This window comes from Mycoplana sp. 10N416, assembly GCF_056394765.1.
Genome location: NZ_JBFTIM010000009.1, coordinates 1 through 21,601, shown reverse-complemented (window position 1 = coordinate 21,601; position 21,601 = coordinate 1). Strand labels below are relative to the sequence as shown.

28 protein-coding genes are annotated in these 21,601 nt (G+C 63.5%); 24 read left to right on the top strand and 4 right to left on the bottom strand.

The window, feature by feature from the left end:
• Positions 1-16: 16 nt before the first annotated feature.
• From AC1DDS_RS18320 to AC1DDS_RS18295, 6 genes are all read left to right on the top strand, one after another.
• Positions 17-1,021, top strand: a complete 1,005-nt coding sequence (locus AC1DDS_RS18320; RefSeq protein WP_477480197.1) for an ABC transporter permease subunit — start codon at positions 17-19, stop codon at positions 1,019-1,021.
• 11 nt (positions 1,022-1,032) lie between these two features.
• On the top strand, positions 1,033-1,956 hold the full coding sequence (locus tag AC1DDS_RS18315) for an ABC transporter permease subunit (RefSeq protein WP_477480196.1): 924 nt from the start codon (positions 1,033-1,035) through the stop codon (positions 1,954-1,956).
• Between the two features lie 5 nt (positions 1,957-1,961).
• A complete protein-coding gene (locus AC1DDS_RS18310; RefSeq protein WP_477480195.1) occupies positions 1,962-2,975 on the top strand; it encodes an ABC transporter ATP-binding protein in 1,014 nt (337 codons plus the stop codon).
• The gene (locus AC1DDS_RS18305; RefSeq protein ID WP_477480194.1) at positions 2,975-3,925 is read left to right on the top strand and encodes a peptide ABC transporter ATP-binding protein; all 951 of its coding nucleotides are present in this window, start codon (positions 2,975-2,977) and stop codon (positions 3,923-3,925) included. Before AC1DDS_RS18310 ends, AC1DDS_RS18305 begins: the two co-directional genes overlap by 1 nt.
• Before the next feature lie 3 nt (positions 3,926-3,928).
• Positions 3,929-4,489: a gluconokinase gene (locus tag AC1DDS_RS18300; protein ID WP_477480193.1), complete on the top strand. Its 561-nt coding sequence runs from the start codon at positions 3,929-3,931 to the stop codon at positions 4,487-4,489.
• A 165-nt stretch (positions 4,490-4,654) separates the two neighbouring features.
• On the top strand, positions 4,655-5,002 hold the full coding sequence (locus tag AC1DDS_RS18295) for a RidA family protein (RefSeq protein ID WP_310410876.1): 348 nt from the start codon (positions 4,655-4,657) through the stop codon (positions 5,000-5,002).
• Positions 5,003-5,062: 60 nt separating this feature from the next.
• Here AC1DDS_RS18295 and AC1DDS_RS18290 read toward each other — a convergent pair whose 3' ends face one another.
• Positions 5,063-5,866 (bottom strand): response regulator, encoded by an 804-nt coding sequence (locus AC1DDS_RS18290; protein WP_477480192.1) that lies wholly within the window; start codon positions 5,864-5,866, stop codon positions 5,063-5,065.
• A gap of 149 nt (positions 5,867-6,015) precedes the next feature.
• Between AC1DDS_RS18290 and AC1DDS_RS18285 the strand changes: the two genes are divergently transcribed.
• On the top strand, positions 6,016-6,204 hold the full coding sequence (locus AC1DDS_RS18285; RefSeq protein ID WP_477480191.1) for a NepR family anti-sigma factor: 189 nt from the start codon (positions 6,016-6,018) through the stop codon (positions 6,202-6,204).
• A gap of 85 nt (positions 6,205-6,289) precedes the next feature.
• Here the strand turns inward: AC1DDS_RS18285 and AC1DDS_RS18280 are convergent, their stop codons facing one another.
• Both AC1DDS_RS18280 and AC1DDS_RS18275 read right to left on the bottom strand, forming a co-directional pair.
• Positions 6,290-6,550 (bottom strand): glycine zipper domain-containing protein, encoded by a 261-nt coding sequence (locus AC1DDS_RS18280; RefSeq protein WP_310410867.1) that lies wholly within the window; start codon positions 6,548-6,550, stop codon positions 6,290-6,292.
• A 32-nt stretch (positions 6,551-6,582) separates the two neighbouring features.
• Positions 6,583-6,738: a DUF3309 family protein gene (locus AC1DDS_RS18275; RefSeq protein WP_310410864.1), complete on the bottom strand. Its 156-nt coding sequence runs from the start codon at positions 6,736-6,738 to the stop codon at positions 6,583-6,585.
• Between the two features lie 162 nt (positions 6,739-6,900).
• Between AC1DDS_RS18275 and AC1DDS_RS18270 the strand changes: the two genes are divergently transcribed.
• Positions 6,901-7,098, top strand: a complete 198-nt coding sequence (locus AC1DDS_RS18270) for a CsbD family protein (protein WP_477480190.1) — start codon at positions 6,901-6,903, stop codon at positions 7,096-7,098.
• Between the two features lie 140 nt (positions 7,099-7,238).
• Positions 7,239-7,403 (top strand): DUF1328 domain-containing protein, encoded by a 165-nt coding sequence (locus AC1DDS_RS18265; RefSeq protein WP_310410858.1) that lies wholly within the window; start codon positions 7,239-7,241, stop codon positions 7,401-7,403.
• Between the two features lie 39 nt (positions 7,404-7,442).
• Here AC1DDS_RS18265 and phnF read toward each other — a convergent pair whose 3' ends face one another.
• Entirely contained in the window at positions 7,443-8,174 is a 732-nt protein-coding gene (gene phnF, locus AC1DDS_RS18260) for a phosphonate metabolism transcriptional regulator PhnF (protein WP_477480189.1), read from the bottom strand.
• A gap of 94 nt (positions 8,175-8,268) precedes the next feature.
• Here phnF and phnG point away from each other — a divergent pair, with 94 nt between their 5' ends.
• From phnG to AC1DDS_RS18185, 15 genes are all read left to right on the top strand, one after another.
• Positions 8,269-8,742, top strand: coding sequence for a phosphonate C-P lyase system protein PhnG (gene phnG / locus AC1DDS_RS18255; protein WP_477480188.1), 474 nt, complete (start codon positions 8,269-8,271; stop codon positions 8,740-8,742).
• On the top strand, positions 8,739-9,347 hold the full coding sequence (gene phnH, locus AC1DDS_RS18250; protein WP_477480403.1) for a phosphonate C-P lyase system protein PhnH: 609 nt from the start codon (positions 8,739-8,741) through the stop codon (positions 9,345-9,347). Before phnG ends, phnH begins: the two co-directional genes overlap by 4 nt.
• Before the next feature lie 3 nt (positions 9,348-9,350).
• Positions 9,351-10,457, top strand: coding sequence for a carbon-phosphorus lyase complex subunit (locus AC1DDS_RS18245; protein WP_477480187.1), 1,107 nt, complete (start codon positions 9,351-9,353; stop codon positions 10,455-10,457).
• Positions 10,454-11,341 (top strand): alpha-D-ribose 1-methylphosphonate 5-phosphate C-P-lyase PhnJ, encoded by an 888-nt coding sequence (locus AC1DDS_RS18240; RefSeq protein ID WP_477480186.1) that lies wholly within the window; start codon positions 10,454-10,456, stop codon positions 11,339-11,341. Before AC1DDS_RS18245 ends, AC1DDS_RS18240 begins: the two co-directional genes overlap by 4 nt.
• A complete protein-coding gene (gene phnK, locus AC1DDS_RS18235; protein ID WP_477480185.1) occupies positions 11,338-12,114 on the top strand; it encodes a phosphonate C-P lyase system protein PhnK in 777 nt (258 codons plus the stop codon). Before AC1DDS_RS18240 ends, phnK begins: the two co-directional genes overlap by 4 nt.
• Positions 12,115-12,175: 61 nt before the next feature.
• Entirely contained in the window at positions 12,176-12,883 is a 708-nt protein-coding gene (phnL, locus tag AC1DDS_RS18230; RefSeq protein ID WP_477480184.1) for a phosphonate C-P lyase system protein PhnL, read from the top strand.
• Complete coding sequence (locus AC1DDS_RS18225) at positions 12,880-13,494, top strand: DapH/DapD/GlmU-related protein (RefSeq protein WP_477480183.1); 615 nt, start codon at positions 12,880-12,882, stop codon at positions 13,492-13,494. Before phnL ends, AC1DDS_RS18225 begins: the two co-directional genes overlap by 4 nt.
• A gap of 132 nt (positions 13,495-13,626) precedes the next feature.
• A complete protein-coding gene (gene phnC, locus AC1DDS_RS18220) occupies positions 13,627-14,484 on the top strand; it encodes a phosphonate ABC transporter ATP-binding protein (protein WP_477480182.1) in 858 nt (285 codons plus the stop codon).
• Between the two features lie 82 nt (positions 14,485-14,566).
• Complete coding sequence (gene phnD, locus AC1DDS_RS18215) at positions 14,567-15,472, top strand: phosphonate ABC transporter substrate-binding protein (protein ID WP_477480181.1); 906 nt, start codon at positions 14,567-14,569, stop codon at positions 15,470-15,472.
• Between the two features lie 102 nt (positions 15,473-15,574).
• Positions 15,575-16,537 (top strand): phosphonate ABC transporter, permease protein PhnE, encoded by a 963-nt coding sequence (gene phnE / locus AC1DDS_RS18210; protein WP_477480180.1) that lies wholly within the window; start codon positions 15,575-15,577, stop codon positions 16,535-16,537.
• Positions 16,538-16,547: 10 nt separating this feature from the next.
• A complete protein-coding gene (gene phnE / locus AC1DDS_RS18205; protein WP_477480179.1) occupies positions 16,548-18,062 on the top strand; it encodes a phosphonate ABC transporter, permease protein PhnE in 1,515 nt (504 codons plus the stop codon).
• A 119-nt stretch (positions 18,063-18,181) separates the two neighbouring features.
• Positions 18,182-18,889 (top strand): DUF1045 domain-containing protein, encoded by a 708-nt coding sequence (locus AC1DDS_RS18200; RefSeq protein ID WP_477480178.1) that lies wholly within the window; start codon positions 18,182-18,184, stop codon positions 18,887-18,889.
• Position 18,890: 1 nt separating this feature from the next.
• Positions 18,891-20,030 (top strand): alpha-D-ribose 1-methylphosphonate 5-triphosphate diphosphatase, encoded by a 1,140-nt coding sequence (locus AC1DDS_RS18195; protein ID WP_477480177.1) that lies wholly within the window; start codon positions 18,891-18,893, stop codon positions 20,028-20,030.
• On the top strand, positions 20,027-20,632 hold the full coding sequence (gene phnN, locus AC1DDS_RS18190) for a phosphonate metabolism protein/1,5-bisphosphokinase (PRPP-forming) PhnN (protein WP_477480176.1): 606 nt from the start codon (positions 20,027-20,029) through the stop codon (positions 20,630-20,632). The genes AC1DDS_RS18195 and phnN overlap by 4 nt, the downstream gene beginning before the upstream one ends.
• Positions 20,633-20,718: 86 nt before the next feature.
• Positions 20,719-21,225 carry a TIGR00645 family protein gene (locus AC1DDS_RS18185; protein WP_310410814.1) on the top strand — a complete coding sequence of 169 codons (507 nt, stop codon included), beginning with the start codon at positions 20,719-20,721 and terminating at the stop codon, positions 21,223-21,225.
• Positions 21,226-21,601 lie beyond the last annotated feature (376 nt).

Genomic DNA, 21,601 nt, shown 5'->3' with positions numbered 1-21,601 from the left:
TAAGGGATTGGCTCCCATGCTACGTTTCATCTTCGGCCGCCTGGCCGTTCTGATACCCACCTTCATCGGGGTATCGATCATCGCTTTCTCCTTCATCCGGCTTCTTCCCGGCGACCCGGTCATGCTGATGTCCGGCGAGCGCGTGATGTCGCCCGCGCGCCACGCCGAGCTGATGAACCAGCTCGGGCTCGACCGGCCACTCTACATCCAGTACTTCGACTATCTGGGTGGCCTGCTGACGGGCGACTTCGGCAGCTCGATCGTCACCAAGCGTCCGGTTCTCGAAGACTTCCTGCAACTGTTCCCGGCAACGCTCGAGCTGTCGCTCTGTGCCATCATCGTCGCGATCTGTCTCGGCATCCCGGCCGGCGTGCTGGCGGCGGTCAAGCGCGGCTCATGGCTCGATCAGACCATCATGGGCGCCGCCCTCGTCGGCTATTCCATGCCGATCTTCTGGTGGGGCCTGCTGCTCATCATCTTCTTCTCCGGCTATCTCGGCTGGACACCGGTGTCGGGCCGCATCTCGCTGATGTATTTCTTCCCGCCGGTGACCGGCTTCATGCTGATAGACAGCCTGTTGTCTGGACAGTCCGGCGCTTTCAAATCGGCTGTCAGCTACCTGATCTTGCCGACCGTCGTTCTCGCGACGATCCCGCTTGCGGTGATTGCGCGCCAGACGCGCTCGGCGATGCTCGAGGTGCTGGGCGAGGACTATGTCCGTACGGCCCGCTCCAAGGGCCTGTCTCCGTTCAGGATCGTCGGCGTGCACGCACTGCGCAACGCGATGATCCCGGTCATCACCACGATCGGCCTGCAGGTCGGCGTGCTGCTGGCCGGCGCCATCCTCACCGAGACGATCTTCTCCTGGCCGGGCATCGGCAAGTGGATGGTCGATTCGGTCTTCAAGCGTGACTATGCCGTGGTGCAGGGTGGGCTGATGCTGATCGCCGGCGTGATCATGCTGGTCAACCTGCTCGTCGACCTCACCTACGGGTTCATCAACCCGCGCATCCGGCACTAGGAGGTGGCGCAATGACCGCAATTGACACCAAAGCCGCCGACTCCAAGGCCGTGGAAACCAAGGCCGCGGCACACCCCTCCGCCCTGTCGGAGTTCTGGTTCTACTTTTCCCGCAACAAGGGCGCGGTGATCGGCCTCGTCATCTTCCTGGCGATCCTGTTTGTGGCGATCTTTGCGCCGTTCGTGGCGCCGCACAGCCCAAGCATCCAGAATCGCGAAATGCTGCTCGTGCCGCCGGTGTGGCAAGAGAGCGGAAGTTGGGGACATATCCTTGGCACCGATGCCGTCGGCCGCGATATTCTCTCGCGCCTGATTTACGGCGCACGCTTCTCGCTCTTCATCGGTCTCGTCGTCGTGACCCTGTCGGTGATTTCGGGCGTGCTGATCGGTCTCGTCGCCGGCTATTTCCGCGGCACGGTCGACACCTTCATCATGCGCATCATGGACATCATCCTGGCGTTCCCGTCGCTGCTTCTGGCGCTCGTGCTGGTGGCTGTCCTGGGACCGGGCCTGCTGAACGCCATGATCGCGATTTCGCTCGTCAATCAGCCGCATTTCGTCCGTCTGACGCGTGCCTCGGTCATGACCGAGCGCACAAAGGATTATGTAATCGGCTCGCAGGTGGCGGGAGCCGGCACGCTGCGTTTGATGTTCAAGACGATCCTGCCGAACTGTCTGGCGCCGTTGATCGTTCAGGCGACGCTGGCCTTCTCGGCGGCGATCCTGGATGCTGCGGCACTGGGCTTCCTCGGCATGGGCGCCCAGCCGCCGACGCCGGAGTGGGGCACGATGCTGGCCGAAGCGCGTGAGTTCATCCAGCGCGCCTGGTGGGTCGTGACCTTCCCCGGACTTGCCATCCTCATCACCGTGCTCGCCATCAACCTGATGGGTGACGGCCTGCGCGATGCCCTCGACCCCAAGCTGAAGAGGTCGTGATCGCCATGTCCCTTCTTGAAATCAAGAACCTCACCGTCGAGTTCGAGACTTCCACCGGCCTGTTCCGGGCCGTGGACGGCGTTTCGCTCTCCTGCGACAAGGGTGAAATCCTCTCGATCGTCGGCGAGTCCGGCTCGGGCAAGTCCGTTTCCATGCTGGCCGTGATGGGGCTGTTGCCGTGGACGGCGAAGATCACCGCGGACCGCATGACCTTCGACGGCAAGGACCTGCTGAAGATGTCGGCCCGCGAGCGGCGCAAGATCATCGGCAAGGATATTGCAATGATCTTCCAGGAGCCGATGTCGAGCCTGAACCCGTGCTTCACGGTCGGCTACCAGCTCGGCGAGACGCTGCGTTTCCACATGGGGCTCGGCCGCGCCGCGCGCCGGCAGCGCTCGATCGAGCTTCTGCGCCTCGTCGGCATTCCGGCACCGGAGGACCGGCTGTCGAACTACCCGCACCAGATGTCGGGCGGCATGAGCCAGCGCGTTATGATCGCCATGGCGCTGGCCTGCAATCCGAAGCTGCTCATCGCCGACGAGCCGACCACGGCGCTCGACGTGACGATCCAGGCGCAGATCCTCGATCTGCTGGTGCGCCTGCAGAAGGAGCACGGCATGGCGCTGGTGCTGATCACGCACGACATGGGCGTGGTCGCTGAAACTGCTGAGCGCGTGCAGGTGCAGTATGCCGGCCAGAAGGTGGAAGAGCAGCCGGTCAAGGAACTGTTCCGGGATCCGCATCATCCCTATACGGCCGCACTTCTGTCGTCGCTGCCGGAGCGCGCCATCGTCGGCGGCCGCCTGCCGTCGATCCGGGGCGTGGTTCCTGGCCAGCACGACCGACCGACGGGCTGCCTGTTCTCGCCGCGCTGTTCGTTTGTAACGGACCAGTGCCGCAAGTCGGTGACGCTGCAGCCGCCATCGTTTGGCAATGCACTGTGCAACTATCCGCTCGTAAGCGGCGTCCCGCAAAACCATCCCGGCAAGATTGCCGAACTGGCCGAGGAGCGTGCCTGATGAGCCAGCCTGTTCTTCAGGGGAAGGACCTTTCCCGTTTCTATGCCGTCAAGCGCGGCATGTTCAAACCGGAGGCGACCGTCAAGGCGCTGAACGGCGTCACCTTTGAGTTGCACTCCGGCAAGACGCTCGCCGTCGTCGGCGAGTCGGGCTGTGGCAAGTCCACGCTCGCCCGCCTCGTCACCATGATCGAGGATCCGACCGAGGGCACGCTGCTGATCGAAGGCAAGCCAGCCCATGTCGGCGACATGTCGCTGCGCAGCCTCGTGCAGATCGTGTTCCAGAACCCTTACGGCTCGCTCAATCCGCGCCAGAAGGTCGGAACGATTCTCGAGGAGCCGCTCGTCATCAACACCAAGGACGATGCGGCCACCCGGCGCGGCAAGGTCGAGGAAATGATGACCAAGGTGGGCCTGCGGCCGGAACACTATGACCGCTATCCGCACATGTTCTCCGGTGGCCAGCGCCAGCGCATCGCCATTGCCCGCGCGCTGATGCTGAGGCCGAAGGTGCTGGTGCTCGACGAGCCGGTTTCGGCCCTCGATCTGTCGATCCAGGCGCAGGTGCTGAACCTGCTGATGGATCTGCAGAAGGAGATGGGGCTCGCCTATCTCTTCATCTCGCACGGCCTGTCCGTCGTTCGCCATATCGCCGACGAGGTGATGGTGATGTACCTGGGACGGCCGGTGGAGACCGGAACGGCGGAGCGCGTCTTCGCTCATCCAACGCATCCCTACACGGCCGCTCTTCTCTCCGCGACTCCGGTCGCCAATCCGGAAGGCAAGCGCGAACGGATCCAGCTTCAAGGCGAGTTGCCCTCTCCGCTGAAGCCGCCGACCGGCTGCCCGTTCAACCCGCGCTGCTGGCGGGCGACCGACGAGTGCCGGAAGGCGATGCCGCCGGTCGAAGGAGACGCACACCACAGCTACGCCTGCTACCATCCGCTCTGAGCGATGACCGCGGCGACCAGGCATCAGGGCGACGCGGCGGCAAAGCCGCGTTGCTTGATCGTTGTCATGGGCGTCAGCGGTTCCGGGAAGACATCCGTCGCCAAGGCGCTTGCTGATCGGCTGTCGCTGCCCTTCCTGGAAGGCGACCAACTGCACCCGCCTGCTAATGTCGAGAAAATGTCGAGGGGGATACCCCTGACCGACGCCGATCGCTGGCCCTGGCTCGACCGCATCGGTGACGGCCTCCATGCGGCAGCCGCAGCTGGGGAGGGGGTCGTCGTGTCCTGCTCGGCGCTCAAACGTGCCTATCGTGACCGGCTGCGGGCGGCGGCCGGCGGCGATCTCAATTTTGTCTTTCTCGACGGCAGCCGCGATGTACTGCTTGCCCGATTGCAGGCACGGCGGAACCATTTCATGCCGGCAAACCTGCTCGACAGCCAGTTGTCGACGCTGGAGGACCCGACCGGCGAGCCAGGTGTGGTCACAGTCAGCGTCGACGCGCCCCTCGAAGCCATCATCGAGGACGGTCTCCAGAAGCTTAAACTGGCGTGCTTGAGACTATAAAGCTGATGTGGCGCCTTCCCGTCGGTGCCTCCACAATCCGCACTGGCAAAGCGATCGGCGCAATCGTATAGACGTACGCCGCACCAGATGCCCGCTGGCGGGTGGTTGCTGTGTCTGATGGACGCCGGCCACGGGGCTTGACCAGAAAACGACAGGAACGAACCCATGACCATTACTCGCATTGAAACCGGCGCGCGCATGAGCCAGGCCGTCATCCACAACGGCACTGTCTACCTCGCGGGTCAGGTTGGTGAAGCCGGCGCGGACGTTGCCACCCAGACGAAGCAGGTGCTGGAGCAGATCGACCGCCTCCTGGCGCTCGCCGGCACCGACAAGACGAAGGTCCTCTCTGCCCAGGTCTGGATGGCAGACATGGCCGACTTCCAGAAGATGAATGCCGTTTGGGACGCCTGGGTTGCCCCGGGCCATGCTCCGGCGCGTGCAACGGGCGAGTCGAAGCTGGCGACCTCGGAATACCTCGTCGAGATCATCGTCACGGCCGCCCTGGCCTGAACCTGATCGCAGCAAAAGCGGGCGGGCCACCATAGTAGGCCCGCCTTCAGTGTTCGGCGCTCAGGCGCTTTTCGCCAGCCGCGCCTGCTCGCCGAAGAAGAGCGCCTGGCTGATCAGTGCCTTGACCATGTCCGGATTGAACGGCTTGGTCACCAGGAAGGCCGGCTCCGGGCGTTCCCCGGTCAAAAGCCTTTCCGGAAACGCGGTGATGAAGATCACCGGAACGCTGCTGCTTTCGAGCATGTCGTTGACGGCGTCGATGCCCGAACTGCCATCGGCCAGCTGGATGTCCGCCAGCACCATCCCCGGAGGCGAGCGCCGGAAGAGCTCGTTTGCCTCGCTGCGGGTTCGGGCGATACCGGTGATCCGGTGGCCGAGGCCAGCGACCATGTCCTCGATGTCCATGGCGATGAGTGGCTCGTCCTCGATGATCAGGATGTCCGTCGTGACCTGTTGGGAAATCTCCGTGGCGGCCTGATCCAGGAACTCGCCGACCTGCGCCTCGCCCACGTCGAGGATGTAGGCGCACTCGGCAATGTCGAAGCCCTCCACGGCCACAAGCAGGAAGGCTTTGCGGGCGAGGGGCGCGACATGGTCGAGATTGGCCGCCGCCTGCCGTTCCCAACCGAAAGGTGATTGGGAGGCCTCAGAGATCGTCACCTGCATCGAGTCGAACAGCGAGCAGTAGAGCCTGAACAGGCTGATGCGGTCGTCCTTCCCTGCCGGATAAAGGGAAATGTCGTCGATCAATGCTTCAAGCATCGCGGCCACATATGCGTCACCGGAGGTTTGGGAACCCGTCACCGCGCGGGAAAAACGCCGCAACAACGGCAGGTGGGGGGCGATTCGGGTGGATAGCGACATTAACTTCTCCCTCGACACGTTTCGAATTCAGCTCGTTTCCTGTAGATTCAGATGACGAAAACGATGGTGGCGCGAACTCGAACTCCATTGGATAGGCGGGATCTGCGGCGAAATGAGGATGGTTCACCGGCGGCAAGGAGCACATGGCTATGAACAAGCCGGCTGTCAGCCATAGCAAGCGCGGGCGGACCCGGAACACGTTGGATCCCAACAGCGTGGTGGGCCGAAGGCTGCGATCCTTCTACGACACGATCGAAGCGGAGCCGCTTCCGCAAGAGTTGCTCGATCTTCTCGAAAAGCTGGACGAGGCGGAGCGGAAGGCGAAGACGCCGCGGTAAACCGTGTCCTGCACGCAAGCACGAGACGAAACCGCACGAGAAGAGACGCGCCGATTGCGCGCCTCTTCTCTCGCGTGTGTCGTGCTTATCGGCAGGGGGCTTCATAGCGACGCCCATAGCGGTCGCGATAAATGCATCGGCCAGGCTCGCTAGCATTGCCGATGAGAGCTCCGATCGCGCCGCCGGCCACGGCTCCGACCGCGGCACCGCCGACCTTGTTCGTCACGGCGCCGCCGATGATGGCGCCCGATGCCGCGCCGATCGTCGCACCCTTTTCCGTTTGGGTGCAGGATGTGGCCGCGAGTGCCGACAGGGCGATTGTCACTGCAACGATGAGCTGTTTCATTCCGTCTCCTTTTCAAATGAAATATGCGAAGGTCAGATGCGCCCCATCAGGACCAGAATAAGCAGAATGACGATGAGAAGTCCAAGGCCGCCCGACGGCCCGTATCCCCAATTACCGCTGTAGCCCCAACGCGGCAGAGCGCCGATCAACAGCAGGATCAAAACGATAAGCAGAATTGTGCCTAACATCGTGCACTCCCGAAAAGGTTGCGACCGAAGTGCTAACGCGCTTGCTACGCTTTTGTTCCTGTTGGGTATCCCTCTGCCCGGAGGGATCGGAGGCGGAACGATCTGGCACCGCAGACGTTCCACCGTCGCAATGCACGTTGCAAAGCAAAGGAAGGATTCGCCATGAATTGGGATATCATCGAGGGCAAGTGGACAGAGTACAAGGGTAAGGCCAAGGCACAATGGGGCAAGCTGACGGACGATGACCTCGACGTGATCGACGGTCGCCGCATCGAACTCGCCGGCAAGATCCAGCAGCGCTATGGAATTGCCAAGGAGGAAGCCGAACGTCAGATCGACGAATGGCAAGGCCGTCACTGAGGTCCATTGATAGTTCTAGCGCCGCCACGACATTGCTCGCGGCGGCGCTTATCTTTATCCAGCGCTACCCGCGTTTTCGAACGGGAACTTTCTACGCAACTCCTCGTTTTTCCTCTCGATGACAAAAGAGGAGTTCCACAATGCTCTATTACGCGCTTGTATTTCTCGTCATTGCGCTGATCGCCGGCGTTCTTGGTTTCGGCGGCATCGCAGGCGCATCGGCGGGCATCGCCCAGATCCTGTTCTTCGTGTTCCTGGCGCTGCTCGTCATTTCGCTGCTCTTCGGATGGTCAAGACGGGTTTGAGTGCGGCGGACGATAGGGGCGGCCAGAGTGCCGCTCCTTTCACGTTTCGACGAAGAACTTCACCCGGTCCGCCGCGAAGCGCGACCGGGAATACTGGATCGGCCGGCCATCGGTGTCGGCATTGATCGCCGTCGTTACCAGCAGGATGGCTCCTGGAGACAGTTTCAGCAGCCGCAGGTCGATGCCTTCGGCATGGAACGCTGAAATTTCCGTCGAGCACCTGACATAGTCGTCGATCCCCAGTTCGGCGAGCGCCTTGGTTATCGAGCCTGTGCGCTCGTACACGTCGCCGATCGTCGAAAACCGATCGGCGGGGAAGTAACTGGTCGCAGCGGAGATCGGCTTTCCGTCGGCAATTCCCACCGTTTCGAGGCGGATGCAGCCGGCTCCAGCCGCCAGGTTCAACGCCTTGGCGACGACCGGCGAGGGCGGTTCGGTCGTCTGCTGAACCAGCCGCCCCTCCAACTCTTTCGCCTGGCCGCCGAGACCCTGTGAAAAACGCGTCCGGCGCGAGATCGGGAACGTCAGGCGGTCACGCCGCTCGATCAGCGTTCCGATCCCTTGCACGGCACGCACCATGCCCTCATCGGCAAGCGAAGCCAGCGCGCTGCGCACCGTGTGGCGATTAACGCCGAACGTCTCTGCCAGCGTCGCTTCCGACGGCATCATGCCGGTGTCGTCATAGTCCCCATTGTTGATCGCAAGCCGCATCCGGTCGGCAATCTGCCGCCAGAGAGCCACGCCGGATCTGCGCTCGATCGTTTTTCTCATCCCGTCACAAGCCTGTCACCTTGCTTGATTATGACCAGAGCATAAGATGTCTAGTTGTCTAGATCAATAGACGACTGAGCGAGTGGAGATGAAAATGGCAGCACTGCGAAACCAGCCGTCGCCCGGCCCGGAGCCGGATGCGCGCAAGCGGGCGATGGGCCTCCTCGCCAAGGCGACGCGCGCCGAACTCGAGAAGGCCTGGGGGGCGCTGGAAGCCAAGCCCGCGGTTGCTCCGGTCCGCGGCCCCGAGACCGGGCTCGTCATGGTGCGCGGCCGGATCGGCGGTGGCGGCGCGCCGTTCAATCTCGGCGAGGTGACGGCGACACGCGCCAGCGTGCGTCTCGAGAGCGGTGTGGTCGGGCACGGCCAGACCCTTGGAGCCGATGGAGAAAAGGCGCGATTGGCCGCCGTGTTCGATGCCCTTCTCCAGGGCTCCGAGCACGATGCGGCTGTCCGGCGTCTGCTCGACGAGGTTTCCGCCCGCATCGAGGCCGACGACGCGAAGAAGGCTCGCCAGACCGCCGCCACCCGCGTCGACTTCTTCACCATGGTTCGCGGAGACGACTGATGACCGACACCCAGATCTTTTCCGGTGGGTTCCCCGAGCCGGTGTTTGCCGCGCAGGCAGTCTTTCGGGTCGTCATGGACTGCATGGCCCGCCCAGGCACGATCGGCCGAATTCCGGCAGGCGCAAGGCCGCCCCAGCCGCTTGAAGCAGCCGCCGGCGCGGTGGCGCTGACGCTCTGCGATCACGACACGTCCGTCTGGCTGACGCCGCAACTCGCCAAGTCGAAGCTGCCCGGTTGGCTGTCGTTCCATACCGGCGCGACGGTGACGAGCGAGAAGCAGGATGCCAGCTTCGCCTTCATCGAGAAGGGGGGCGTGGTGCCGGGCTTAGGCGTGTTCTCGCAAGGGACGCAGGAATATCCGGACCGCTCGACGACGATCGTGATCGAGATCGACAGCTTCGAGGGCGGCAGGCCGCTGGTCCTGACCGGGCCGGGAATCCGGAACGAGGTGCGGATTGCGCCGAAGGGGCTTCCGGAAGCCTTCCTGTCGCTGGCGCAGGCCAATCGCGCACTCTTCCCCCGCGGCGTGGACCTGATCCTCGTGGCCGGCGACGCCGTCGTCTGCCTGCCGCGCACCACAATCATTCGAAACGGAGAGGCCTGAGCCATGTATGTTGCCGTCAAGGGTGGCGAGGCCGCCATTGCCAACGCCCATCGCCTGCTTGCCGATCGCCGTCGCGGCGACCGCAACCTGCCGTCCATCACCATCGAGCAGATCGTCGCGCAACTCGGCCTCGGCGTCGATCGCGTGATGGCGGAAGCTTCGCTTTACGACCGTACTCTTGCGGCACTCGCCATCCGGCAAGCCCGTGGCGACATGATCGAGGCGATCTTCATCCTGCGCGCCTATCGCACCACGTTGCCGCGGTTCGGCTACTCGTTGCCGGTCGAGACTGCGGAAATGGTTGTCGAGCGCCGCGTATCTGCAACCTACAAGGACCTGCCGGGCGGCCAGTTGCTCGGGCCGACCTTCGACTATACGCACCGCCTGCTGGACCCGTCGCTTTTGACCGACGAAGCGGTGGAGGCACCACTGGAGCGCGACGAAGCCGGCGAGCCGATCATGCGCGTCTCCGACATTCTCGCCGGTGAAGGTCTCGTCGAGGATGACGGCAGCCTGCCGGACGGCCATGTCGCAGGCGACCTGACGCGCGAGCCGCTGGAGTTTCCGATGGCGCGGGACCTGCGCCTGCAGGCGCTCGCCCGTGGCGACGAGGGCTTTTTGCTGGCGCTCGGTTACTCCACCCAGCGTGGCTATGCCCGCACCCACCCCTTCGTAGGCGAAGTGCGCATCGGCGAGGTCGAGGTGGAACTGGACATGCCGGAGCTCGGCTTCTGCGTCTCGCTCGGCCGTATCCAGGTCACCGAATGCCAGATGATCGCCCAGTTCAAGGGCTCTGCGAAAAACCCGCCGCAGTTCACCCGCGGCTACGGTCTCGTCTTCGGCCAGAGCGAGCGCAAGGCGATGGCCATGTCGCTGGTCGACCGGGCCTTGCGTGCGGAGGAATTCGGCGAGGACATCGTCGCGCCTGCGCAGGACGAGGAATTCGTCATTTCGCACTCGGACAACGTGCAGGCGACCGGCTTCGTCGAGCACCTGAAACTCCCGCATTACGTGGATTTCCAGGCCGAACTCGACCTCGTGCGCCGCATGCGGCGCGAATACGAAGCCGCGCAAAACTTGGGCAACGACCTTGCGGAGGCCGCAGAATGACGACGGCAGAACTGGCGACCTACAATTTCGCCTACCTCGACGAACAGACGAAGCGAATGATCCGCCGCGCCATCCTGAAGGCGATCGCCATTCCCGGCTATCAGGTGCCCTTCGCCTCCCGCGAAATGCCGATGCCCTATGGCTGGGGCACTGGCGGCGTGCAGGTGACGGCGGCGATCCTCGGGCCCGAGGATGTGCTGAAGGTCATCGACCAGGGGGCGGACGACACGACGAACGCCGTCTCCATCCGCGCCTTCTTCCAGAAGGTCGCCAACGTGGCGGTCACGACCAAGACGCGCGAGGCGACGATCATCCAGACGCGCCACCGCATTCCCGAGGAGAAGCTGACGGCCGGCCAGACGCTGGTCTACCAGGTGCCGATCCCCGAACCCCTACGCTTCCTCGAGCCGCGCGAGACCGAGACGCGCAAGATGCATGCGCTCGAAGAATACGGCCTGATGCATGTAAAGCTCTACGAGGACATTGCCAGGAACGGCCATATCGCCACGACCTACGCCTATCCGGTGAAGGTGGAGGGGCGCTACGTCATGGACCCGTCGCCGACGCCGAAGTTCGACAATCCGAAGATGCACATGTCGGAGGCGCTCCAGCTCTTCGGCGCAGGGCGCGAGAAGCGCATCTATGCCGTGCCGCCCTACACCGACGTCGTCAGCCTCGATTTCGAGGACCATCCGTTCGAAATCCAGAAGTTCGATCGTCCCTGCGCGCTCTGCGGCGCGGAAAATGTCTACCTCGACGAAGTCGTGCTCGATGACAAGGGCGGACGGATGTTCGTCTGCTCCGACACCGATCACTGCGAAGACCGCCGCGAACACGGCCATTGCGGCACCATGCTCGCCTACGACAAGGAAGCTGCACGATGAGCGATGAACCCCTTCTCAAAGTCCGCGACATCTCGAAATTCTATGGCGCGCGCATCGGCTGCCGCAACGTCTCCTTCGAGCTCTGGCCGGGCGAGGTCCTGGCGATCGTCGGCGAATCCGGCTCGGGCAAGACGACGCTGCTCAATTGCCTCGCCACCCGCCTGCCGGCGACCTCCGGCATGATCGAATATCGGATGCGCGATGGACAGATGCGCGACCTCGCCCACATGGGAGAGGCCGAACGCCGCTACCTGATGCGCACCGACTGGGGCTTCGTGCACCAGAACCCGGCCGACGGCCTGCGCATGACGGTCTCCGCCGGCGCCAATGTCGGCGAGCGGTTGATGGCAGTCGGGGAGCGCCACTACGGCAACATCCGCGACACCGCCGGCGACTGGCTGCGGCGCGTCGAGATCGGCACCGATCGCATCGATGACCAGCCGCGCGCCTTCTCCGGCGGCATGCGCCAGCGCTTGCAGATCGCCCGCAACCTCGTCACGTCGCCCCGCCTCGTCTTCATGGACGAGCCGACCGGTGGTCTCGACGTTTCGGTGCAGGCACGTCTGCTCGACCTGGTCCGCGGTCTCGTGCACGACCTCGGGCTTTCGGCGATCATCGTCACCCACGATCTCGCCGTCGCACGCCTCCTGTCGCACCGGATGATGGTGATGAAGGACGGTCACGTGATCGAACAGGGTCTGACCGACCGTGTCCTCGACGACCCGCGCGAGGCTTACACCCAGCTTCTCGTCTCCTCCATCCTGCAGGTTTGATCCGACCGCCGCGTGCCGGCTTCACGCCCGGCTGTGCCCGGTCCAGCAAAAGGACATCACCATGGCGACCCCACTCGTCGTATCCGAAGTCGCAAAGAGCTTCATCATGCACCTTCGAGACGGCATCCGCCTGCCGGTCGTCTCGGACGTCAATTTTTCCGTCAAGGCTGGCGAATGCGTCGTCCTCGGCGGACCGTCCGGCATCGGCAAGAGCTCGCTCCTGAAGATGGTCTACGGCAACTATGGCGTCGACGGCGGGCAGATCCTCGTCGAGCATGAAGGCAGGGTGATTGACCTTGCAAGCGCCGACCCGCGCACCGTTCTTGCCGTCCGCCGCGTGACACTCGGCTATGTCAGCCAGTTCCTGCGCGTCGTGCCGCGCGTCGCTGCGGTCGATGTCGTTGCCGAGCCGCTTGTCGCGGGCGGCGAGAATCCTGCGGTCGCGCGCGAAAGGGCGGAGGAAATGCTGTCGCGGCTGAACCTGCCGCGCGAACTCTGGCAACTGCCGCCCGCCACATTCTCCGGCGGTGAGCAGCAGCGCGTCAACATCGCTCGCGGCTTCATCACCGAGCACCGCATCCTTCTGCTCGACGAACCGACCGCCTCGCTCGATGCAAGGAACCGCGAGATCGTCGTCGGGATGATCGAGGAGAAGAAGCGGGCAGGGGTGGCGCTTCTCGGCATCTTCCACGATGACGACGTGCGCACGGAGGTGGCCGACCGGATCATAGACGTTTCCGCTTTCTCGCCCAGAAAGGCCGCCGCGTGACAAAGCTTTCCGAAACGCCGCTGATCGACCCGACCGCAAAAGTGACCGACTGCACGCTCGGCCGCTACACCGAAATCGCCGAGCGGTCCCGCATCAGCGAGACCGAGCTCGGCGACTATTCCTACATCATGGAGGACTGCTCGGTCTGGTGCGCCACGATCGGCAAGTTCGCCAACATCGCCTCGTCGGTGCGGATCAACGCCACGAACCACCCGACCTGGCGCGCGACGCTGCACCACTTCACCTATCGCGCTGCCGACTACTGGCCGGATGCCGACAAGGAAGCGGATTTCTTCGCCTGGCGGCGGGCGCACCGCGTGACGATCGGACATGACGTCTGGATCGGCCACGGTGCGACGATCCTGCCGGGGGTCAACGTCGGCAACGGCGCCGTCATCGGCTCCGGGGCCGTCGTCACCAAGGACGTAGCACCCTACACGATCGTCGGCGGGGTGCCGGCGAAACTGATCCGCGAGCGTTTTCCAAGGCAACTTGTCGAACGCTTCGAACGACTTGCCTGGTGGGACTGGGATCATGCCCGGTTGCGTTCTGCACTTGATGACTTCCGCGCGCTCGACGCGGAAAACTTCCTCGACCGCTACGAGGCCTGAACAAGCGCGAAGCCCGGGAAAACCGGGCTTTGTGGATTGTTACCGAACAGACATGAAACTGACATCCGGCCTTCATTGAGCACCTTTAAAGCCCCCTACAACGTCAATGAATGAACCCTCGAAAGGGATGCCATGTTTCGCCTGATGAACGTCACGCGCCGGTTTGGCGGGAACGCCGCGGTCAACGCGGTCAACATCGACATCCCGCAGGGCCAGATGGTGGGTGTCATCGGTCGCTCCGGTGCGGGCAAGTCCACCTTGCTTCGCATGATCAACCGGCTTGTCGAGCCGACCGAAGGGGCAATCCGCTTTGGCGATGTCGAGGTTTCCGCGTTGCGAGGCGCTGCCCTGCGCAACTGGCAGCGCGACTGCGCGATGATCTTCCAGCAGTTCAACCTGGTGCCGCGCCTCGATGTGCTGACCAACGTGCTGCTCGGCCGTCTCAACCATCGCTCGACGGCGCTCAGCATCCTCAACATGTTCACCCGCGAGGAGCGCATCATGGCGATCGCCGCCCTCGAGCGCCTCGGCATCGAGCAGACGGCACTGCAGATGGCGGGCACGCTGTCCGGCGGCCAGCAGCAACGTGTGGCGATCGCGCGTGCGCTGATGCAGCAGCCGAAGATGATCCTTGCCGACGAACCGATCGCCTCGCTCGATCCGCTCAACGCCAAGGTCGTGATGGACGCGCTGCGCGACATCAACGAGCACGAGGGCATCACCGTCATCACCAATCTCCACACGCTCGACACCGCCCGCAACTACTGCGAGCGCATTATCGGCATGTCCGCCGGCAAGGTCGTCTTCGACGGCGCGCCGCGGGACCTCGACGCCGAAGCGGTGCGGTCGATCTATGGCGCGGGGGCCGATGGTGCGGAGATCGATGAGACCATGACATCGACGAGTATTCGGCGCCAGCCTGCCGCGCTCGTGCAGGACAACATCAAGGAATCCGCCAGCGTGAAACCGTTGGCACTGGCCGGCATCTGACCGCGGCCAGGATCGAGTGGCCCACGTCAAGGGTCAAAGCCATTCTCAAAGCCGGCGTGGCCGGTCAAACAGGAGAGAAATCATGCTGAAGAAAGCTCTTTTCGGCGCCGTCGCCCTTTTGGCGCTGGTCGGCCACGCCCAGGCTGAAGAACTGAAGGAATTCCGCGTTGGCATCATCGGCGGCGAAAACGAAGCCGATCGCCTGCGCAACTACCAGTGCCTCGGCGACAAGCTGAAGGCCGAGTTCGGTTTCGAGAAGGTCTCCTTCTTCCCGGCTGCCGACTATGACGGTGTGATCCAGGGCCTGCTCGGCGGTACGCTCGACTACGCCGAACTCGGCGCCTCCGGCTTCGCCAAAATCTATCTCGCCGACCCCAAGGCCGTCGAGCCAATCCTGACGACGGTCCAGACCGACGGCTCCACCGGCTACTATTCGATCATGGTCGCCCGCAAGGACAGCGGTATCACCAAGGTCGAAGACCTGAAGGGCAAGAAGCTCGGCTTTGCCGATCCGGATTCCACCTCCGGCTACCTCGTCCCGCTCGTTACGCTTCCGGAATCGATCGGCGCGCCCGTCAAGGAATTCTTCGGCGAGACCGGCTTCGGCGGCGGCCATGAAAACCTCGTCCTCGAAGTGCTGAAGGGCAACTTCGATGCCGGCACGACCTTCGGCTCGGGCGTCGGCGAATTCAAGGACGGCTACACCTCCGGCAACCTGCACAAGATGGTCGAGAAGGGCGTTCTCGACATGAACGACCTGGTCGAGCTGTGGCGCTCGCCGCTGATCCCGAACGGCCCGATCGTCGTGCGCTCCTCGATGGCTGACGACATGAAGGCGAAGTTCAAGCAGTTCATGCTCGACCTGCCGAAGGCCGACGCGGCCTGCTTCTCGGCCATCATGGGCGGTGATTTCACCAACTTCACCGAAGTCAACACCGACTTCTACAAGCCGATCATCGACGCCCGCAAGGCAACGATCGGCGGCTGAGCCGACTGGGAAATCTGACGGCGTCGGCCGGTTTTGCTGGCTGACGCCATTTTTGAAGGAAGCCTCTTCCATCAGCGTAGAGGCGCAGACGCGGAAAGCGCCATGGCCCTCAACACCCTTCCGAAAGAGTTCAGCGAAAGCGGCGCGCTCATCGAGCGTCACTGGCAGGAGCTCGCCGCCAAGCGCCGGCTTTACTCCTGGGTCGGCTTTGGAATTCTCCTGTTCGCGCTGGGTGGTTCGATGTGGTTTGCCAACGCAACCAATGCCGGCAAGTTCTTCGACCGTCTCCCGCATCTCTTCGATTTCGTCGGCGGCATGATCCCGCGCGACGGCTTCGAGGTGTTCCGCGCTCTATTCGATCTGCCGTCTCCGTATGACGACGGCAGCTTCAAGTACAACTATCCGGAAGGCCGGCTCTACCTGACGGAGAGCTTCTATGTCCCGGAATATTTCTACAAGATGCTGGAGACACTCAACATCGCGATCTTCTCCACCATCCTCGGCGCGTTCTTCGGCTTTATCCTCTGCTTTCTGGCGGCGCGAACGCTGATGCCGAACCGCTTCGTGCGCGGCATCGTTCGTCGTCTGATGGAGATCCTGCGCGCCTTTCCGGAGGTGGTGCTGGCGGGCTTCTTCCTTGCGATCTTCTCGCTCGGTCCGCTGCCGGCAGTGATCGCGGTGTCGATTCACACGGTCGGCGCCTTGGGCAAACTCTTCTTCGAGGTGGTCGAAAATGCCGACATGAAGGCGGAGGAGGGGCTTCGCGCGGCCGGCGGCAACTGGATCGAGCGGGTCTGGTTCGGCATCGTCCCGCAGGTCATGCCGAATTTCATCAGCTACTTCCTCCTGCGCCTCGAGATCAACGTGCGCGCCTCCACCATCATCGGCGCCGTCGGCGGCGGCGGCATCGGCGAATTGCTGCGCCTCTCGATCGGCCAGAACCACCAGGCCAAGACGCTGGCGATCATCCTTCTGCTCTTCCTAACGATCGTCGCCGTCGATCAATTATCTGCCTGGGCAAGACGCCGTTTCGTCGGCGACCAGGCCTTCCAACTCGCACAGTAAGGACCGAACGATGGCCAAGCTTCACATGTCCGAGATGGAACAGGTCGCCGCCCGGCATCCGGAGATTTTCGCGCGTTCCTTCTGGTCTCGCTTACGCACGCCACTGGTTGTGCTGGCCGCGGTGCTCTATGGCCTCTATTGTTGGTGGTTTTTCGCCGTCGGCACGGTGCTCCACAATGCGAATTGGTCTCTCGCCGGCACCTATCTCGCCGACTGGGTGTCCTATGAAGTACGCCCGGAGTTCCGCATGGCCCCGGACGGAACCATGCAGATCCGATACCCGCGCTATTCACCGCTCGGCGACAATCCCAATCCTGACTGGCTGACCGCAACCCGTGAAACGGTGACGCGCACTGTCGAACTGCCGGCGGCCGCAGCGTCGTCGCAGCCCGCCGTGAAGAAATCCGCGACAAGCTTCATGGCGCCGGGGGCGGCGCTCGGCGGCTCTGCCACGCAGGCAGCGCCGCCAGCCGAAGCAAAGACCGTAACCCGCACCGAGGAGGTCGTGACCCGCGCCGAGGTTCTGATGGGACGCTCGACCCGTATCGAAGTCCTTCCCGGCAACGCGGTCGTCCAGCACGGTGACGAAACGCTGCACGTAGCCATGGACGGCAAGACCGTCTCGGCTGACAGCGATCCGCTGCCGCAGTGGGCCACCCAGAAGCGCCCCGGCGAGAAGATCGTCCTCTCCTTCGGCCTTGCGGGTTGGGCCGAGATCGAGGCGGACGAGGTCAGTATCCGCAAGCGCTTACTGGGCTGGGCCAATTTCATCTTCGATACCCAGTCGCCCTTCTTCGGCAAACCGGCGGCCGACGTGTTCTCCCTGATCGCCTGGGGCGAGCGCATCGATCCGTCGCGCTCGAACCTGTCGCTCGCCTGGAACAACATCCTCTACAACAGCGAATGGCAGCACCTCGACGTCTGGACCAAGCTGCTGCAGACGATCGTGATGGCGTTCGTCGGCACGGTGCTGGCGACGCTCGTTGCCTTCCCGCTCGCCTTCGTCGCGGCCCGCAACATCACCCGCAACTGGATCTCGAACCAGTTGACCAAACGCCTGTTCGATTTCCTCCGCTCGGTCGACATGCTGATCTGGGCGCTGTTCTTCACCCGCGCCTTCGGCCCCGGGCCGCTGGCCGGCATGTCGGCGATCTTCTTCACCGACACCGGCACGCTCGGAAAGCTCTACTCCGAGGCACTGGAAAACATCGACGACAAGCAACGCGAGGGGGTCAAATCCGTCGGAGCACCCAACGTCGCCGTTCAGCGCTTTGGCGTCGTGCCGCAGGTACTCCCGGTCTTCGCTTCCCAGGCGCTCTACTTCTGGGAATCCAATACGCGATCGGCGACCATCATCGGTGCCGTGGGCGCCGGCGGCATCGGCCTGAAGCTCTGGGAAGCGATGGCCACCAATTCGGACTGGGAGAACGTCGCCTACATGGTGGTTCTCATCCTGATCGTTGTCTTCGTATTCGACGGCATTTCAAATGCACTGCGCTCCCGGTTGATGGGACGCAGCCGTTGAGAGGAATGGAAATCGCCGGAGGTCATGGCATGATGCCGCCGCACGATTCCCCGTTGCGCCTGCACCGCGCGCAGCCATCTCCGCGAACCGCGACCCCGAATTGAACAGGAAGATCGAATTTGCGTTACGCCCTCTATTTCACGCCCGTCGCCCGCGATGAACTTGCGCTTGCCGCTGCCCGCTGGCTCGGCCGCGACGCATTCAGCGGCGCCACCGTCGCACAACCGACGGTTCCCGAGTTTTCATCGGCGGCGCTGGCGGCCCTGACGGCGGATCCGCGCCGCTACGGTTTCCACGCAACCTTGAAGGCGCCGTTTGCACTGGCCGACGGCTGCACCGAGGCCAAACTTGTCGCCGAAATCGCCGAATTCACCGCCGAGATGGAGGCGTTCGACCTTCCAGAGGTCGTGATCGGACGGCTGGAATCCTTTTTCGCCCTTGTCCCTGCGGACGAACACGAACCGCTGCAATCCTTTGCCGGCGAGGTGGTACGCCGCTTCGATCGCTTCCGCGCCCCGCTCTCTTCTGCCGATATCGCAAGGCGCAAGCCGGAGGAACTGTCGAGCGAGGAACGGCAGAACCTCGTTCAGTGGGGTTATCCTTACGTCTTCGATACTTTCCGTTTCCACATGACGCTGACGGGAAGAGTGCCGGCGGAGGACGCACCTGCGATGGAGCAGGCTCTTGCCCGCCATTTTGGCGCTTTCCACGGCCAACCGCTTTCCATCACGGGCCTCGCCCTTTTCTGCGAACCTTCCCGCGGCGCCGACTTCACCGTACACTCGCTGTTCCCGCTCGGCGGCACGGCCAACAGAAAGATTGCCTGACATGTCGACCGAACTGACGCTCACCAATGCCCGCATCGTGCTCGAGGACGATGTCATCCACGGTGCGGTGCTGATCCGCGACGGCCTCATTGCCGACATTTCCGACCGGTCGACCGCAACGGGAGAGGACATGGACGGGGACTATCTGCTTCCCGGCCTTGTCGAATTGCACACCGACCATCTGGAGGCCCACTATTCGCCGCGGCCGGGCGTGCGCTGGGACAAGACGGCGGCGATCCAGGCCCACGATGCCCAGGTCGTCACCTCCGGCATCACGACGGTGTTCGACTGCCTTCGCATGGGGGCCGACGAGGATGGCGGCTTCGAGAAGGGCGAGATGCGGGCGATGGCCGACGCGCTCGCCCAGGCAGAACGCGACGATCGCCTGCGCGCCGAGCACCTGATCCACCTGCGCTGTGAGGTCTCGACCGATAACGTGCTCGACCATTTCGAGGAGTTCGAGGATGATCCGAAGGTGCGGCTTGTTTCGCTGATGGATCATGCGCCGGGGCAACGGCAGTTCCAGAGCATGGATCAGTATACGCTCTACTACAAGACCAAGCGCGGTTTGACGGACGAGGCCTTCGCCGAGTTCTGCGAGCGGCAGCAGGCGCTCTCCGCCCGCTACGCCAAGCCGCATCGGGATGCGATCGCCGCTCGCTGCGCCGCGCGCGCCATTACCATTGCAAGCCACGATGATGCGACGCTCGAGCACGTCGAGGAGTCGATCGGCTACGGCACCCGGCTCGCCGAATTCCCGACCAGCCTGAACGCGGCCAAGGCCTCGCACGGCGCCGGCTTGAGCGTCCTGATGGGCGCCCCCAACATCGTCCGCGGCAAGTCGCACTCCGGCAACATCGCCGCGCGCGATCTCGCCGACATCGGCGTGCTCGACGTGCTTTCTTCCGATTACGTCCCCTTCAGCCTCATGCACGCGCCTTTCATCCTCGCCGACGAGATCGCGGCGATCAGCCTGCCCCAGGCGGTCGCAATGGTCTCTGCGACACCGGCCAGAACGGTCGGCCTCGACGATCGCGGCCGGATCGCGGCCGGCCTTCGCGCCGACCTTGTGCGTGTGCGTCGTCCGAACGGCGTTCCGGTTGTCCGCTCCGTCTGGCGCGAGGGCCGGCGGGTGGCATGACTGGGCCTGCGACGATGTTCACACTCGATACCGAACCAGCCGGTTGTGCTGACCACGGCATGGCGATCGTCGTTGTCGGTCCCAGTGGGGCCGGCAAGGACAGCGTGATGGATTTTGCCGCCCGGCACTTCGCCGGAAACGACCGGGTCGTCTTCGCGCGGCGCGTCATCACGCGGCCGGCGGATGCCGGCAGCGAGGCGCACATCGGCGTCGATGCGGCCACGTTTTCGCGCTTGAAGCAGGAGGGTGCCTTTTGCGTCTCTTGGGACGCGCACGGGCTCTCCTACGGGATCAGGACGGAAATGCTGGATGCGGTGGGGCAGGGGGCAGTCGTGATCGTCAACGGCAGCCGTCAGGCCTTGCCCGATTTCGTCGCGGCCTTTCCGCGACTGAAGATCGTCACGATCACCGCCCACGCCGAAGTGCGGGCCGAGCGACTGGCAAAGCGCGGCCGTGAAGGTGCCGGCGCAATTGCCGCCCGCCTCGACCGCCAACCGCGCGTTGCGGCTGCCGGTCTCGACACCGTCACCATCGACAACAGCGGTCCCCTCGATGTTGCCGGCGACGCTTTCGTCTATCTGTTGCAGTCAACCCTGGATTGACTTCAGCAATCGGCGCTTGCCGGAAAAAGGGCCCTTGGTTAATCAAGGCGCGATAAACAGTAGATTCTGATGGAGCGCCATCCCCCATGAAATCCCTCGAAATCCTGGTCGAACGGATCATTCTTTCCAGCCGCTGGATCCTTGTCGCCTTCTATCTCGGGCTGGTCGCGGCACTTGCCGTCTACGCCGTCTCGTTCGCCTACAAATTCCTCAAGGTGGCAAAGAACGTCTTCGCGCTGGACGATGCCGAGATGATCCTCGCCATGCTGGGGCTGATCGATGCGGCGCTGGTGGCGAGCCTGATCCTGATGGTCATGATCTCCGGCTACGAAAACTTCGTCAGCCGCTTCGACCAGGCCGAGAGCGATGTCTCCTTCCTCGGCAAGCTCGATTCCGGCAGCCTGAAGATCAAGGTCGCTTCCTCGATCGTGGCGATCTCGTCGATCCACCTGCTGCAGGTGTTCCTGAACGCCCAGCAGTACACCACCACGCAGCTGATGTGGCTGACCTTCATGCATCTCGCCTTCGTGATCTCGGCCGTGCTGCTCGGCTATCTCGAGAAGATCATGGCGCAGTTGAAGATCAAGGCCTGAGCGATCCAGACCATCGTTGCGAGCGAAGTGGCGCCGCGGAGTTTCCGCCGGCGCCTTTTTCATGCTCCGGGCAGGCGCTCGCGGCCCAGGACTGGTCCCGTCAGAGCGCCAATGGGCCGCCGCGCCACGGTGCTAAGGCCCGTGAAGATTTTTTCCAGCCCGTAAGCGCTGGGAACTCAGGGTTTCCCCATGGGACGGCCGACAATTTTCGCAAAACCGTCATTTTTGCTGTTGACTTGGTTTGGGGTTGGGCCTAGAAACCGCCTCACCAACGAGGGCGGCGGCGCTGCTAGCGACTGACCAACTCGCTCTGAAGTTCTTCTTGGAGATGCTGGCAACTGAGGCCGACGAGATCGGCTGACGGCTTTGCGCTTCG